Raw genomic sequence first — 12,932 nt, forward strand, 5'->3', positions numbered from 1 at the left:
CTTCCACAGCGCTGCATTATAAAAGTGCAGCGCTGTGCCATTCTGAGTCGTTCTCTTTACATCCCGCGTTCCCCCACCTGAAATAGCGCTTCCTCCATTCTGGCATCCTTTTTGCTCCTGCTTCGCTGACACATTTTTTTCCGCGTCCACGCCGTAACGGACGTTTTGACAGCGTTCTTTTTCAGGAGTGAAAATATGCAGCGTCGTACCTTATTAAAAGCCTTTGCGTTATCCGCGTCAGTCGTGGCGATGGGAATGAGTTTTGGCGTGCAGGCGGCCGATACCATCAAAGTGGGGATCATGCATTCTCTTTCCGGCACCATGGCCATCTCCGAAACGCCGCTGAAAGACGTCGCGCTGATGACCATCGACGAGATCAACGCGAAAGGCGGCGTGCTGGGTAAAAAACTGGAGCCGGTGGTGGTGGATCCCGCCTCAAACTGGCCGCTGTTTGCCGAAAAGGCGCGCCAGCTGTTAAGTCAGGATAAAGTGGCGGTGGTATTCGGCTGCTGGACGTCGGTATCGCGCAAATCCGTGCTGCCGGTCTTTGAGGAGCTGAACGGCCTGTTGTTCTACCCGGTGCAGTATGAAGGCGAAGAGATGTCGCCAAACGTCTTCTATACCGGCGCGGCGCCGAATCAGCAGGCCATCCCGGCGGTGGAATACCTGATGAGCGAAGACGGCGGCGCGGCGAAGCGCTTCTTCCTGCTGGGCACGGACTATGTTTACCCGCGCACCACCAACAAGATCCTGCGCGCTTTCCTGCATTCGAAAGGGGTGGAGGATAAGGACATCGAGGAAGTTTATACCCCGTTCGGTCATAGCGACTACCAGACCATCGTCGCCAACATCAAAAAATTCTCTGCGGGCGGCAAAACCGCCGTGGTGTCGACCATCAACGGTGACTCCAACGTACCGTTTTACAAAGAGCTGGCTAACCAGGGCCTGAAGGCGACCGACGTGCCGGTGGTGGCGTTCTCCGTGGGCGAAGAAGAGCTGCGCGGGATCGACACCAAACCGCTGGTGGGTAACCTGGCCGCGTGGAACTACTTTGAGTCCGTCGATAATCCGACTAACCAGGCATTCGTGGCGGATTACAAAGCCTATGCGAAGGCGCACAAGCTGCCGAACGCCGACACCGTGGTGACCAACGACCCGATGGAAGCGACTTACGTGGGGATCCATATGTGGGCGCAGGCAGTGGAAAAAGCGGGCACGACCGACGTGGATAAAGTGCGTGCGGCGATGGCCGGCCAGTCCTTTAAGGCGCCGTCAGGCTTCACGCTCACCATGGATGCCACCAACCACCATCTGCATAAGCCGGTCATGATCGGTGAAATCGAAGGCAACGGTCAGTTCAACGTGGTGTGGCAGACGGAACAGCCGGTACGCGCCCAGCCGTGGAGCCCGTTCATCGCTGGAAACGATAAAAAGCCCGACCAGCCGATGAAAACCGTCAGCAACTAAGCCATCATCAGGGAGAAACGTCATGAACGCCATGCGCATGTTCATCGCTCTTGTATGGCTTTCCGGACTGCTGCCAGGGATGGCGCAGGCATCGGATGCCGATCGTTTTGTTGCCGCCAGCCGCAGCCAGCAGGCGGAGTTGCTGACGCAGTGGGCCGAAGCGCCGGACGCCGCGAGGCTGCCGCTGCTGCAGGCACTGCAAAAAGAAAATCTCTATACCGACGGCCAAAAGCACGCCTTTGCGCAGCGCAACGGTCAAATGGTCTCGCTCGGTGACGCTAAGTCGACCGAAGGGGCAGCCAAAGCCGTTCGTCTGACCAACCGGATTCGGGTTCTGGCCGCCACGGCCATCGCTACACATCAGCTGGTGAGTGACAGTGTCACCGAAAGGCGAACGTCAGCCCGTCAGCTTCAGCGGGATGCCCAGCCCGGAATGCTCGCTTTTCTGGAAAAGCGGATAAACGATGAAACGGACGCGGTGGCACGTCAGGCGCTTTTACTGGCGGTGGCGAATCTCCAGCTCTCCAGCCCGCAGGCAGAGGTGCGCCGCAAGGCCGTCGAATTATTAGGGCAGTCCGACGATCCGGACGTGGAGTCCAGACTTACCCCGTTTACCCAGGCACAGACTGAGCCGGATGCCGGGGTTCGCGCCGCCGCGCAGGAGAGTCTGAGCCAGATCCAGCATCGACTGATGTGGGGCGATCTGCTGGGCCAGGCGTTTATGGGGCTGTCCCTCGGGTCGGTACTTCTGCTGGCCGCGCTGGGGCTGGCTATCACCTATGGCCTGCTGGGCGTCATCAATATGGCGCACGGCGAGATGCTGATGCTGGGGGCGTATGCCACCTGGATGGTGCAGCAGGCGATGGCCGGGCTTGCACCCCAGTGGCTGGCGCTCTATCCCTTTATCGCCTTGCCGGTCGCGTTCTGCCTGACGGCGGGCATTGGAATGGTGCTGGAGCGCACCGTGATCCGCCATCTGTACGGTCGTCCGCTGGAAACGCTGCTGGCAACGTGGGGCATCAGCCTGATGCTCATCCAGCTGGTGCGCATGACCTTTGGCGCCCAGAACCTGGAGGTCGCCAACCCGGCATGGCTCTCCGGCGGGGTGCAGGTTTTTGCCAACCTGACGCTGCCGTGGAACCGCATCGTGGTGCTGGGCTTCGTGCTGCTGGTGCTGTTCTTTACCTGGCTCATTCTGAATAAAACCCGTTTGGGTCTAAACGTGCGCGCGGTGACGCAGAACCGCAGCATGGCCGCCTGCTGCGGGGTACCGACAGGCCGCGTCGATATGCTGGCATTTGGGCTTGGTTCAGGGATTGCCGGGTTAGGCGGCGTGGCGCTATCCCAGCTCGGTAACGTCGGCCCGGAGCTGGGACAGGGCTACATCATTGACTCCTTCCTCGTGGTGGTGCTTGGAGGCGTAGGCCAGCTGGCAGGCAGCGTGGCCGCGGCGTTTGGTCTGGGCATTTTCAATAAAATTCTGGAACCGCAGATGGGTGCGGTGCTGGGCAAGATCGTGATTCTGGTGGCGATCGTGCTATTTATTCAAAAACGCCCTCAGGGGCTGTTTGCGCTGAAAGGGAGGGTGATTGACTGATGAGCCAGCCGCTGACCTTAACGCTGGCGCGCAAAGCGCCGCGCACAACGCAGATTGCAGGCAGCCTGCTGGTGGTGTGTCTGCTGATATTACCGTTTTTCGCCTTACTGCCTGCGACGCATCCGCTGGCGCTGTCGACCTGGATGCTGACGCTGACTGGCAAGATCCTCTGCTATGCCATCGTTGCGGTGGCGCTGGATCTGGTATGGGGCTACGCCGGGATGCTCTCTCTCGGGCACGGCATCTTCTTCGCCCTGGGCGGCTACGCGATGGGGATGTACCTGATGCGTCAGGCCGCGGGTGACGGTCTTCCCGCGTTTATGTCGTTTCTCTCCTGGAGCGAACTGCCGTGGTTCTGGTTGGGCACCCAGCATTTTGCCTGGGCGCTGGTATTGATTGTGATGGTGCCGGGCCTGCTGGCGCTGGTGTTCGGCTGGTTCGCCTTCCGCTCAAAGATCAAAGGGGTCTACTTCTCGATTATGACCCAGGCGCTGACCTATGCCGGGATGCTGCTGTTCTTTCGCAACGAAACCGGTTTTGGGGGCAACAACGGCTTTACCGGCTTCACCACGCTGCTCGGGTTTTCGGTAACGGAAACGACCACCCGCATCGCGCTGTTTCTGGCGACCGTGCTGTTGCTGATTTTGGCGTTGGGCACCGGATTTGCCCTGGCGAAGAGCAAGTTTGGCCGCATCCTGACCGCCGTTCGCGACGCCGAAAACCGCCTGACGTTTTGCGGCTACGATCCGCGCGGGTTCAAGCTGCTGGTATGGACGCTCTCCGCCGTGCTGTGCGGCCTGGCGGGGGCGCTGTACGTCCCGCAGGTGGGCATTATTAACCCCGGTGAAATGTCGCCGACCAACTCAATAGAAGCGGCAATCTGGGTGGCGCTGGGCGGGCGCGGCACGCTGGTCGGGCCGGTGATTGGCGCGGCGCTGGTGAACGGGGCGAAGAGCTTCTTCACCGTCGCGATGCCGGAATACTGGCAGCTGTTCCTGGGGCTGATTTTCATCGCCGTCACGCTGTTTTTACCGCGCGGCGTCTACGGTCTGTTTCGAAAGGGAGAGAAATAATGCAGCCAGCCGAAGGGTTATTCACCCGCCAGTTGCCGGGCGATCGTTACCGTGAACAGACCGACCCGGTTCTTCAGCTTGAGGCCATTAACGTCAATTTTGACGGGTTTCAGGCCCTGACCGATCTCTCGCTGAATATCGGCGTGGGCGAGCTGCGCTGCGTGATTGGCCCCAACGGCGCCGGTAAAACCACGCTGATGGACGTTATTACAGGCAAAACGCGGCCAAAGAGCGGCAGGGCGATTTACGATCAGTCTATCGACCTGACCGCGCTGGAGCCTGCGGCCATTGCCCGCCAGGGGATCGGGCGTAAATTCCAGAAGCCCACGGTCTTTGAAGCGCTGACCGTGTGGGAAAATCTCGAAATCGCAATGAAAACCGATAAATCCGTCTGGGCGAGCCTGCGGGCGAAACTCAACGGCGAGCAGCGCGACCGCATTGATGAGATGCTGGTTTTGCTGCGCCTCAGCAGCGAGCGCGACCGCCGCGCCGGGCTGCTTTCTCACGGGCAAAAACAGTTTCTGGAAATCGGTATGCTGCTGGTGCAGGACCCGCATCTGCTGCTGTTGGATGAACCGGCCGCTGGGATGACCGACGCGGAAACGGAATACACCGCCGAGCTGTTCAAAACGCTGGCGGGTAAGCACTCCCTGATGGTGGTGGAGCACGATATGGGCTTTGTTGAGACTATCGCCGACCACGTCACGGTGCTGCATCAGGGACGCGTGCTGGCGGAAGGTTCGCTTCGCGAGGTGCAGGCCAACGAGCAGGTGATTGAGGTCTATCTCGGGCGCTGAGGAGCGATGATGTTACAGGTTAACGAACTGAATCAGTATTACGGCGGCAGCCATATCCTGCGCGGCGTGAGTTTTGAGGCCGTCACCGGAGAGGTCACCTGCCTGCTGGGGCGCAACGGCGTCGGGAAAACCACGCTGCTGAAGTGTCTGATGGGGCTGATCCCGGCTAAAACCGGGGAGGTCATCTGGCAGGGTAAAAAGATCACCCACAGCAGGCCGCACCAGCGGGTGCAGTCTGGCGTAGCGTACGTCCCGCAGGGCCGCGAGATTTTCCCGCGCCTGACCGTGGAAGAGAACCTTCTGCTCGGGCTGTCGCGTTTTTCCGCCCGCGAGGCGAAGCAGGTTCCGGATGAGATCTGGCAGCTGTTTCCGGTGCTCAAAGAGATGAAGCATCGCCGCGGGGGCGATCTCTCCGGTGGACAGCAGCAGCAGCTGGCGATTGGTCGCGCGCTGGCGAGCCGTCCGCAGCTGTTGATTCTGGATGAGCCGACGGAAGGCATACAGCCGTCCGTCATTAAAGAGATCGGCCATGTGATCCGCACTCTGGCGAACAGAGGCGACATGGCGATCCTGCTGGTGGAGCAGTTTTACGATTTTGCCGCCGAGCTGGCCGACAGCTATCTGCTGATGTCGCGCGGCTCCATCATTCAGCGCGGGCGGGGTGAAAACATGGAGCAGGAGGGCGTACGCGGCCTGGTTGCGATCTGAAATGTTATAATATAACATCCTCATTCTTATAAAACGGAATGAGGGCGTTACTTTGGCTGCACATATTGGGAAATTTGCCATGACTCTGGGGGCGCTGCTGGTCAGCGGCCAGCTGTTTGCACACTCGCACGGCCACCAGATGACCGAAGCGGAACAGAAAGCGGCGAACGGCGTGTTTGAGGATAAAGACGTCAAGGACAGGCAGCTGTCTGACTGGGACGGAACCTGGCAGTCGGTCTATCCGTTCCTGTTGGATGGCTCGCTGGATCCGGTCTTTAAGCAGAAGGCCCAGAAGGATAAAAGTAAATCCTTTGACGAGGTGAAAGCGTACTACCGCACGGGTTATGCGACGGACGTGGATGCCATCGGCATCGAAAATAACGTGATGGAATTTCATAAAGGCAAAACGGTTAGCCGCTGTCAGTATGATTACAGCGGTTATAAAATACTGACCTACGCATCGGGCAAAAAAGGCGTTCGCTATCTGTTTGAATGTAAGGATGCCGGCAGCAAGGCGCCGAAGTTTGTTCAGTTCAGCGACCACACCATCGCCCCGAAGGCCTCTTCGCACTTCCACATTTTTATGGGCAACACCTCCCACGAGGCGCTGCTGAAAGAGATGGATAACTGGCCGACCTATTATCCAAATGAGATGTACAAAGAGCAGGTGGTAGAGGAAATGCTGCACCACTGATGCTTTATTGCCGGGTGGCGGCTACGCCTCACCCGGCCTGGAAGCGCTACGCCACCTTCGGTGACTCGCACCACGCCTTCACGCTCATCCCACGCAAAATCATCAGCCACGCAATGACGATGGCGACCATCATGATGACAAATAACGACCAGTGCGGCAGGTTGGTCAGAATAATACCGGTGATCATCGGGTTTGCCGCCGCGCCGAGCCAGCCCAGCGCCTGAGCGGAGAAATAGCTCGCCTTCATCCCCGGCGGGGCAATGTTGTCGATCAACATGTATTCGCCCGGTGCATAGATAATCTCACCCAGGGTAAAGATGGCGGCAGCGATGCCCCAGTAAACCAGGTTTTCCCCGGAGAGCATAAAGCCACCCAGTCCCACGATAAAAAACAGGGTGGCGAGGGTCATCAGCGGGCGAATATTGCTGGCAGAGATCTTGCGGCCCAGCGCATATTGCAGCGTCACCACCACGGCGGCGTTGACGGGCAATACTACGGCGACCACCTTTTCGGCGAAATTACTGTCTGCATGCGCGGCCAGAACGTATTGCGAAATGCAGGTCGCGAACGATCCGCCGACGTATGACGCGAGCAGGCCAGAGAGCGTATACCAGAACAGCGCGCGGTCTTTCAGCAGCACCGACGGCTGCCAGGGCATCTTCTCCTCGGCGGTATCCAGCGCAACGCTTTTCTGCACGAAGAAATGGATGAATCCGAGCGGCAGCGCGGCGCAGAAGGCCGCCAGCCAGAACGGCAGTTGCAGGCTGTACATCACCAGCAGGGTGCCAATCGGCGGCCCGATCGTCCAGCCAATGTTCAGGAAGCTGTAGTTAAGCGAGAAGACGCGCGCTTTCTGGCTTGCGGTAAGCACGTCGGAGAACCAGGCCTTCAGCACCGTCGAAAAGACGGAATAGGCGCAGTTGATCAGCGCAAAGAACAGCACCACCAGCGTGACGTTATCCACCAGCGGGATCGCGACAAAACCGGCGATAAAGGCCACGATCGCGATCAGCATGTAGCGCTTTTTATCAAACTTATCGGCAAGAATGCCAAATCCCAGGCTGAACACCACGCCGATAGTCAGCGCAATCGTCAGGGCATAACCAATATTCTCGACGCTCATGCTGTAGACGCGCGTGAGATAAATGGTCATGAACGGCAGCGTTGCCCCCCGACCGATGGTTAATAACAATGACGACGCCAGCAGCGCTGCGGTTGAGCGCCTGAGAGATGGTTTCATATTCCTGCCCGACAATTGCTTATGCTTTTTATGTTGTGTCCTAAAAGGAGTATCACGACATAAGGGGCTTGTATAGCGCCCAATTTATCCGTAAGTGCTTCGCCTGACTGCCAGAATTAATGATCTTCTCGCCGCGCGCTTTTTTCTGTTACCTTGAAGTGTTAACAAATAATTAATAATTCAGGGGCAGGGTATGACGCGTAAAGACGGGCTGCTGGCGTTGCTGGTGGTCGTAGTATGGGGACTCAATTTTGTGGTCATCAAGCTGGGGTTGCACAACATGCCGCCGCTGATGCTGGCCGGTTTGCGTTTTTTGCTGGTCGCCTTCCCGGCGCTCTTTTTCGTCGCCCGTCCGAAGATCCCGCTAAAGCTGCTGCTGGGCTATGGCCTGACCATCAGCTTTGGCCAGTTCGCCTTTCTCTTTTGCGCCATCAAGTTCGGGATGCCGGCCGGTCTTGCCTCGCTGGTGCTGCAGGCGCAGGCGTTCTTTACCATTATTCTCGGCGCCTTCGTGTTTGGCGAACGATTACAGGGCAAACAGCTGGCGGGCATTACGCTGGCGGTGTTTGGCGTTCTGGTGCTCATTGAAGCCAGCCTGAATGGTCAGCATGTGGCACTGCTCGGCTTTATGCTGACGCTGGCGGCGGGACTGAGCTGGGCCTGCGGGAATATCTTCAACAAGCTGATTATGCAGCACGAGGCGCGCCCGCAGGTGATGTCTCTGGTGGTCTGGAGCGCGCTGATCCCGATAATCCCATTTATGGTGGCGTCGTTTATTCTTGATGGTCCAGATGTGATGCTGAACAGCCTGGTTGAGATCGACCTGACCACGATCCTTTCTCTTGTCTATCTGGCCTTTGTCGCTACCATTGTGGGCTACGGGATTTGGGGATCGCTGCTGGGGCGTTATGAAACCTGGCGCGTGGCGCCGTTATCCCTGCTCGTGCCGGTGGTGGGGCTTGCCAGTGCGGCACTCTTGCTGGATGAAACGCTGAGCGCGCTGCAGCTGTTTGGCGCCGTGCTGATCATGGCCGGGCTGTACATTAACGTGTTTGGTCTGCGGGTTCGTCGGGCGACGCGGGTAAGCGAAAAGGCATAAAAAAGCCCCGCGTCTGCGGGGCAAAAACGAATCAGAGGCCGTGCTGATTATAATAAGGCACGCCTAATTCGTCGGATTTGTCGCTACCAGCACCCATATGGTTGAAATCATAAGGCGACTGGTCATGTGCTGACGGCAAAATCATCGTATCAGGATTATTTTGCTGCGTTGCACGAGGGGTTTGCTCCGCGAAGGTCTGGCTGGAGAAGAGCACCAGCAAGGCGAGGGCGGCGGAGGCGGTAACTTTCATGATTTCCTCGGTTACGTCTTTACAGGCGATGATTAACTACAGTGTTTTAACGGATACAGGTATCGGGATTCGCCCGGCACGCTGGTGATTCGGTACTTATGAGGCGGCACGTCAAAATAGTTCTTGAAGGTACGCGTCAGGGTTTGTTGCGATTCAAATCCGTAACGCTCCGCCAGATAAAGGATCGGCTCATTGCTTTCTTTCAGTTTCTGGGCAATTTCCGTCAGCTTGCGGCTGCGAATGTATTGACCTAATGAATGACCGGTCTCTTTTTTGAACATCCGTTGCAGGTGCCATTTGGAGTAACCTGAACGCTCTGACACTTTTTCAAGGGAGAGCGGCGATTCCAGGTTATCTTCGATCCAGTCCAAAATGCTATGAATGGTGATAGCGTCAGTATTGCGTCTGGACATCGTCATACCTCTTTTTCTGTTTACGGCAGGATTTTCTTCAGCAAAAGCTCAAGGGTTGCCACTTCATCTGCCGTTAAGTTTTTTGTTAGTTCCTGATGCAGTGTTTGTCCTACTAATTGATGACATTGCTCGCACATGTCAGCGCCATCGCTGGTCAGCTTCACCAGTACGCCGCGTTTGTCATTCGGGTTAGGGCTTCGTTCTATCCATCCTTTGCAGACGAGACGATCGAGCATGCGGGTTAACGCACCCAGATCGACAGAGAGCACCTTTTTCAGCTCAACCGGCGTGATACACACTTCGCAGCGAATGGAACACAGCACTTTGAACTGTGTTGCGGTGATATCCAGCGGTGACAGGTAGTCGTTGAGCAGGCGATCTTTTTTCTGATTGACCATATGAATAAGACGACCCAGCGGAACAACGTCGTTAAAGATATCACTGGTGCTTTTCACAATGGTTGCCCTGGCAAGTAGTTAGTCACGGCAGATATTATTGCTCAGGCAAGTATAAGTCAACTGAATGAGTCAGCCGATGCCACGAATTGCTAAAACGTTTCATGAACTTTTTTTGAGGTCTTTCAAATCATATAGATAACTGTCAGTTATCATTCCGGGAGGGAAATAATCCTTACATTGTGACCATGGCTGAATGTCACACTTTCACCCTATAATTGCTGGGTTAAATATGGATAAGGACGACAACGCACTATGTTGGATTTAATAAAAGCAATCAGCCTTGGGCTGGTGGTCTTGCTGCCGTTGGCAAACCCGTTAACGACGGTGGCGCTGTTCCTCGGGCTGGCAGGGAATATGAACAGCGCCGAGCGCAACCATCAGTCGATGATGGCCTCCGTGTATGTGTTTGCCATCATGATGGTGGCTTACTACGCCGGACAGGTGGTGATGAACACCTTCGGGATCTCCATTCCCGGCCTGCGTATCGCCGGGGGGCTGATTGTGGCCTTTATTGGTTTCCGCATGCTGTTCCCGGCGCAAAAAGCGCATGAGTCGCCGGAGGCCACGCACAAGTCCGAAGAGCTGGAAACCGAACCGAGTGCGAATATCGCCTTTGTGCCGATTGCCATGCCGAGCACGGCGGGGCCGGGTACCATCGCGATGATCATCAGCTCCGCCTCAACGGTGCGGGACAGCGCGACCTTCCCGGACTGGGTGCTGACGGTTGCGCCGCCGCTCATTTTTGCGATTATCGGGGTTATCGTGTGGGCGTCGCTGCGCAGCTCCGGCGCCATCATGCGCTGGGTAGGCAAGGGCGGTATCGAGGCGATTTCCCGTCTGATGGGCTTCTTACTGGTCTGTATGGGCGTGCAGTTTATTATTAACGGCGTGCTGGAAATTATTAAGACCTACCATTAAGTCATTACCGGGTGGCGTTGCGCCACCCGTCACAAATAACCCTCACCCGTGCTGACCCTGTTCCTCCAGCGCCACCGGCCATTTACGGAAGATGAGCACCGACCAGACCAGCGCCACCAGCGCCGGAATGGCGCCGAGATAGCCAATCGCCGACATCGATACGTGCAGTATTACCTGATTTCCCACCAGCGCGCCCGCGCCAATCCCCAGATTGAAAATCCCTGAGAACAGCGACATGGCGACGTCCGTTGCATCCGGTGCCAGGGCCAAAACTTTCACCTGCATACCCAGACCAATAATCATAATCGCCACGCCCCAGAACAGGCTGAGGATCGCCAGATGGCTTTCGCTGCCTGCGGCAGGCATCAGCAGCAGCAGGCAGGCCAGCAGCAGACCGATAGCGCTGCTCACCAGCGTCGAGGCGTGCCGGTTACCCAGCTTACCGAACAGCACGCTGCCAATAATGCCCGCTCCGCCGAGGATCAACAGTAAGACGGTGGCAAAGTTGGCGCTAAAGCCCGCTACCACCTGCACAAACGGTTCGATGTAGCTATAGGCCGTGTAATGGGCCGTCACCACGATCGCAGTCAGCAGGTAGATACTCAGCAGCGCCGGGCGACGCATCAGCAGCGGCAGGCTTTTCAGCGAGCCGGAATGTTCGCTCGGCAGCGCGGGCAGCAGCTTAATCAGGCACACCAGCGTAACCAGCGCGCCCATGCCGATGGCGAAGAAGGTCGTGCGCCAGCCGAAGTATTGCCCCACGATGCGGCCAATCGGCAGACCCAGCACCATCGCCAGCGCGGTACCGGTAGCAATCAGGCTCAGCGCCTGTGCGCGTTTCCCCGCCGGTGCGAGTCGAATAGCCAGCGATGCGGTGATCGACCAGAACACCGCATGGGCAAAGGCAATGCCGATGCGGCTAATAACCAGCACCGTAAAATTCCACGCCATAAACGACAGGACATGGCTGGCGATGAACAGCACAAACAGACCGATCAGCAGCCTGCGCCGCTCCATCTGGCTGGTCAAAAGCATAAACGGCAGGGACATCAGCGCCACTACCCAGGCGTAGATGGTCAACATAATGCCCACCTGAGCCGTTTCCATCTGGAAACTTTCAGCGATGTCAGACAACAGCCCAACCGGAACAAATTCTGTGGTGTTAAAAATAAACGCGGCAATGGCCAGCGTGACCACGCGTAGCCACGCAACCCTGCGGGAAACTGTGTTCGTTGTCATAGGGATGTCGGAGATTCGTTGCTGAAAAGAAGAGGAGACGATCTTAAAACGTTGAACGGCGAAAACTCAACCATTATGTGACGCAGATCTCAATATTTACCTTATGAAAGCGGTAGCCGGGAACGCCGTTTTCATTGAATATAAAAGAACAACACAATAAAAACAGGCGGTAAGACAATGCAGGAGATTGATTTTTATCTGGTAGATGCGTTCAGCGATACCTCGTTTGGCGGAAATCCGGCCGCCGTTTGCCCGCTTAAGGAATGGTTACCCGATGAGACCTTACTGAAAATGGCGCAGCAGCATAATCAGTCGGAAACGGCTTTTTTCGTCTGCAGTAAAGGGGGCATTGAGCTACGCTGGTTTACCACGCTTACCGAAGTCAATCTCTGCGGCCACGCTACGCTGGCGGCCGCGCACGTGCTGTTTACCGAGCTGGATTACCCGGATTCGCGGATCCACTTTGATACCGCCTCTGGCCGCCTGACGGTCAGCCGGGAGGGGGAGTGGATGACGCTGGACTTCCCGGCATGTCCAACCCATGAAGAGACCCCCCCGCCGGAGATGCTCTCGGCGCTGGGTATCAGCCGCTACGTTGAAGCCCGTAAAGGGCGCGCCTGGCTGATCGTTCTGGACAATCGCCAGCAGGTTGAAGCGCTTGAGCCGCGCTTCTCGGCGATGACGCCAGGCGAGCATAAGGTGAGCGTTACGGCGCGCGGAGAGGGGGAATATGATTTTGTCAGCCGCTTTTTCTCACCGGGCGTTTCCGTCCCGGAAGACCCGGTCACCGGCTCCGCACATACCATGCTGATCCCGTACTGGAGCGAAAAGCTGGGCAAAAACACAATGTTTGCCCGTCAGGTTTCCGCGCGCGGCGGCGATGTACGCTGTGAGCTGAAAGGTTCGCGCGTGCTGATGAGCGGGCAGGCCGCGCTTTATCTGAAAGGCACAGTTTTTCTGCGCTAAAAACCCATAACAA

General features: G+C 57.1%; 14 protein-coding genes. 9 read left to right on the forward strand and 5 right to left on the reverse strand.

The window, feature by feature from the left end:
* The first annotated feature begins 195 nt into the window (after window positions 1-195).
* The 6 genes from urtA to zinT are packed head-to-tail and all read left to right on the forward strand — an operon-like array spanning window position 196 to window position 6,336.
* Window positions 196-1,467, forward strand: coding sequence for an urea ABC transporter substrate-binding protein (urtA, locus tag F0320_RS10620; protein WP_047651279.1), 1,272 nt, complete (start codon window positions 196-198; stop codon window positions 1,465-1,467).
* A gap of 22 nt (window positions 1,468-1,489) precedes the next feature.
* Window positions 1,490-3,064 carry an urea ABC transporter permease subunit UrtB gene (gene urtB, locus F0320_RS10625; protein ID WP_126328513.1) on the forward strand — a complete coding sequence of 525 codons (1,575 nt, stop codon included), beginning with the start codon at window positions 1,490-1,492 and terminating at the stop codon, window positions 3,062-3,064.
* Window positions 3,064-4,137, forward strand: a complete 1,074-nt coding sequence (gene urtC, locus F0320_RS10630) for an urea ABC transporter permease subunit UrtC (RefSeq protein WP_126328514.1) — start codon at window positions 3,064-3,066, stop codon at window positions 4,135-4,137. Before urtB ends, urtC begins: the two co-directional genes overlap by 1 nt.
* Entirely contained in the window at window positions 4,137-4,934 is a 798-nt protein-coding gene (gene urtD, locus F0320_RS10635; protein WP_023311769.1) for an urea ABC transporter ATP-binding protein UrtD, read from the forward strand. Before urtC ends, urtD begins: the two co-directional genes overlap by 1 nt.
* A 9-nt stretch (window positions 4,935-4,943) precedes the next feature.
* Entirely contained in the window at window positions 4,944-5,642 is a 699-nt protein-coding gene (gene urtE / locus F0320_RS10640) for an urea ABC transporter ATP-binding subunit UrtE (protein ID WP_047651282.1), read from the forward strand.
* A 52-nt stretch (window positions 5,643-5,694) separates the two neighbouring features.
* Window positions 5,695-6,336, forward strand: coding sequence for a metal-binding protein ZinT (zinT, locus tag F0320_RS10645; RefSeq protein WP_126328515.1), 642 nt, complete (start codon window positions 5,695-5,697; stop codon window positions 6,334-6,336).
* A 46-nt stretch (window positions 6,337-6,382) separates the two neighbouring features.
* On the opposite strand, the gene ydeE is transcribed toward zinT, so the two are convergent.
* Window positions 6,383-7,576: an efflux MFS transporter YdeE gene (gene ydeE, locus F0320_RS10650; protein WP_126328516.1), complete on the reverse strand. Its 1,194-nt coding sequence runs from the start codon at window positions 7,574-7,576 to the stop codon at window positions 6,383-6,385.
* Window positions 7,577-7,769: 193 nt separating this feature from the next.
* On the opposite strand from ydeE, the gene eamA reads away from it, so the two are divergent.
* Window positions 7,770-8,675 carry an O-acetylserine/cysteine exporter gene (gene eamA / locus F0320_RS10655; RefSeq protein ID WP_126328517.1) on the forward strand — a complete coding sequence of 302 codons (906 nt, stop codon included), beginning with the start codon at window positions 7,770-7,772 and terminating at the stop codon, window positions 8,673-8,675.
* A 31-nt stretch (window positions 8,676-8,706) separates the two neighbouring features.
* Here eamA and marB read toward each other — a convergent pair whose 3' ends face one another.
* From marB to marR, 3 genes are read right to left on the reverse strand one after another with little or no spacing between them, the layout of a single operon-like run.
* A complete protein-coding gene (marB, locus tag F0320_RS10660) occupies window positions 8,707-8,925 on the reverse strand; it encodes a multiple antibiotic resistance protein MarB (RefSeq protein WP_029741246.1) in 219 nt (72 codons plus the stop codon).
* Window positions 8,926-8,957: 32 nt separating this feature from the next.
* On the reverse strand, window positions 8,958-9,338 hold the full coding sequence (gene marA, locus F0320_RS10665) for an MDR efflux pump AcrAB transcriptional activator MarA (protein WP_008502237.1): 381 nt from the start codon (window positions 9,336-9,338) through the stop codon (window positions 8,958-8,960).
* Between the two features lie 20 nt (window positions 9,339-9,358).
* Entirely contained in the window at window positions 9,359-9,793 is a 435-nt protein-coding gene (gene marR / locus F0320_RS10670) for a multiple antibiotic resistance transcriptional regulator MarR (RefSeq protein WP_032647191.1), read from the reverse strand.
* A 255-nt stretch (window positions 9,794-10,048) separates the two neighbouring features.
* Between marR and F0320_RS10675 the strand changes: the two genes are divergently transcribed.
* A complete protein-coding gene (locus F0320_RS10675) occupies window positions 10,049-10,714 on the forward strand; it encodes a MarC family NAAT transporter (RefSeq protein ID WP_047653291.1) in 666 nt (221 codons plus the stop codon).
* Window positions 10,715-10,756: 42 nt separating this feature from the next.
* Here F0320_RS10675 and F0320_RS10680 read toward each other — a convergent pair whose 3' ends face one another.
* Window positions 10,757-11,953, reverse strand: a complete 1,197-nt coding sequence (locus F0320_RS10680) for a sugar transporter (protein ID WP_126328518.1) — start codon at window positions 11,951-11,953, stop codon at window positions 10,757-10,759.
* Between the two features lie 177 nt (window positions 11,954-12,130).
* On the opposite strand from F0320_RS10680, the gene F0320_RS10685 reads away from it, so the two are divergent.
* Complete coding sequence (locus F0320_RS10685; RefSeq protein WP_126328519.1) at window positions 12,131-12,919, forward strand: PhzF family phenazine biosynthesis protein; 789 nt, start codon at window positions 12,131-12,133, stop codon at window positions 12,917-12,919.
* Window positions 12,920-12,932 lie beyond the last annotated feature (13 nt).

It is taken from the genome of Enterobacter dykesii, from assembly GCF_008364625.2.
GTDB lineage: Bacteria > Pseudomonadota > Gammaproteobacteria > Enterobacterales > Enterobacteriaceae > Enterobacter > Enterobacter dykesii.

Bases quoted from the DNA above. Each gene is read 5' to 3' on its own strand.
- marA (WP_008502237.1), bottom strand. From the start codon at position 9,338: ATGTCCAGACGCAATACTGACGCTATCACCATTCATAGCATTTTGGAC.
- ydeE (WP_126328516.1), bottom strand. From the start codon at position 7,576: ATGAAACCATCTCTCAGGCGCTCAACCGCAGCGCTGCTGGCGTCGTCA.
- urtB (WP_126328513.1), top strand. From the start codon at position 1,490: ATGAACGCCATGCGCATGTTCATCGCTCTTGTATGGCTTTCCGGACTG.
- marB (WP_029741246.1), bottom strand. From the start codon at position 8,925: ATGAAAGTTACCGCCTCCGCCGCCCTCGCCTTGCTGGTGCTCTTCTCC.
- F0320_RS10685 (WP_126328519.1), top strand. From the start codon at position 12,131: ATGCAGGAGATTGATTTTTATCTGGTAGATGCGTTCAGCGATACCTCG.
- F0320_RS10675 (WP_047653291.1), top strand. From the start codon at position 10,049: ATGTTGGATTTAATAAAAGCAATCAGCCTTGGGCTGGTGGTCTTGCTG.
- urtD (WP_023311769.1), top strand. From the start codon at position 4,137: ATGCAGCCAGCCGAAGGGTTATTCACCCGCCAGTTGCCGGGCGATCGT.
- urtC (WP_126328514.1), top strand. From the start codon at position 3,064: ATGAGCCAGCCGCTGACCTTAACGCTGGCGCGCAAAGCGCCGCGCACA.
- F0320_RS10680 (WP_126328518.1), bottom strand. From the start codon at position 11,953: ATGACAACGAACACAGTTTCCCGCAGGGTTGCGTGGCTACGCGTGGTC.
- eamA (WP_126328517.1), top strand. From the start codon at position 7,770: ATGACGCGTAAAGACGGGCTGCTGGCGTTGCTGGTGGTCGTAGTATGG.
- urtA (WP_047651279.1), top strand. From the start codon at position 196: ATGCAGCGTCGTACCTTATTAAAAGCCTTTGCGTTATCCGCGTCAGTC.
- urtE (WP_047651282.1), top strand. From the start codon at position 4,944: ATGTTACAGGTTAACGAACTGAATCAGTATTACGGCGGCAGCCATATC.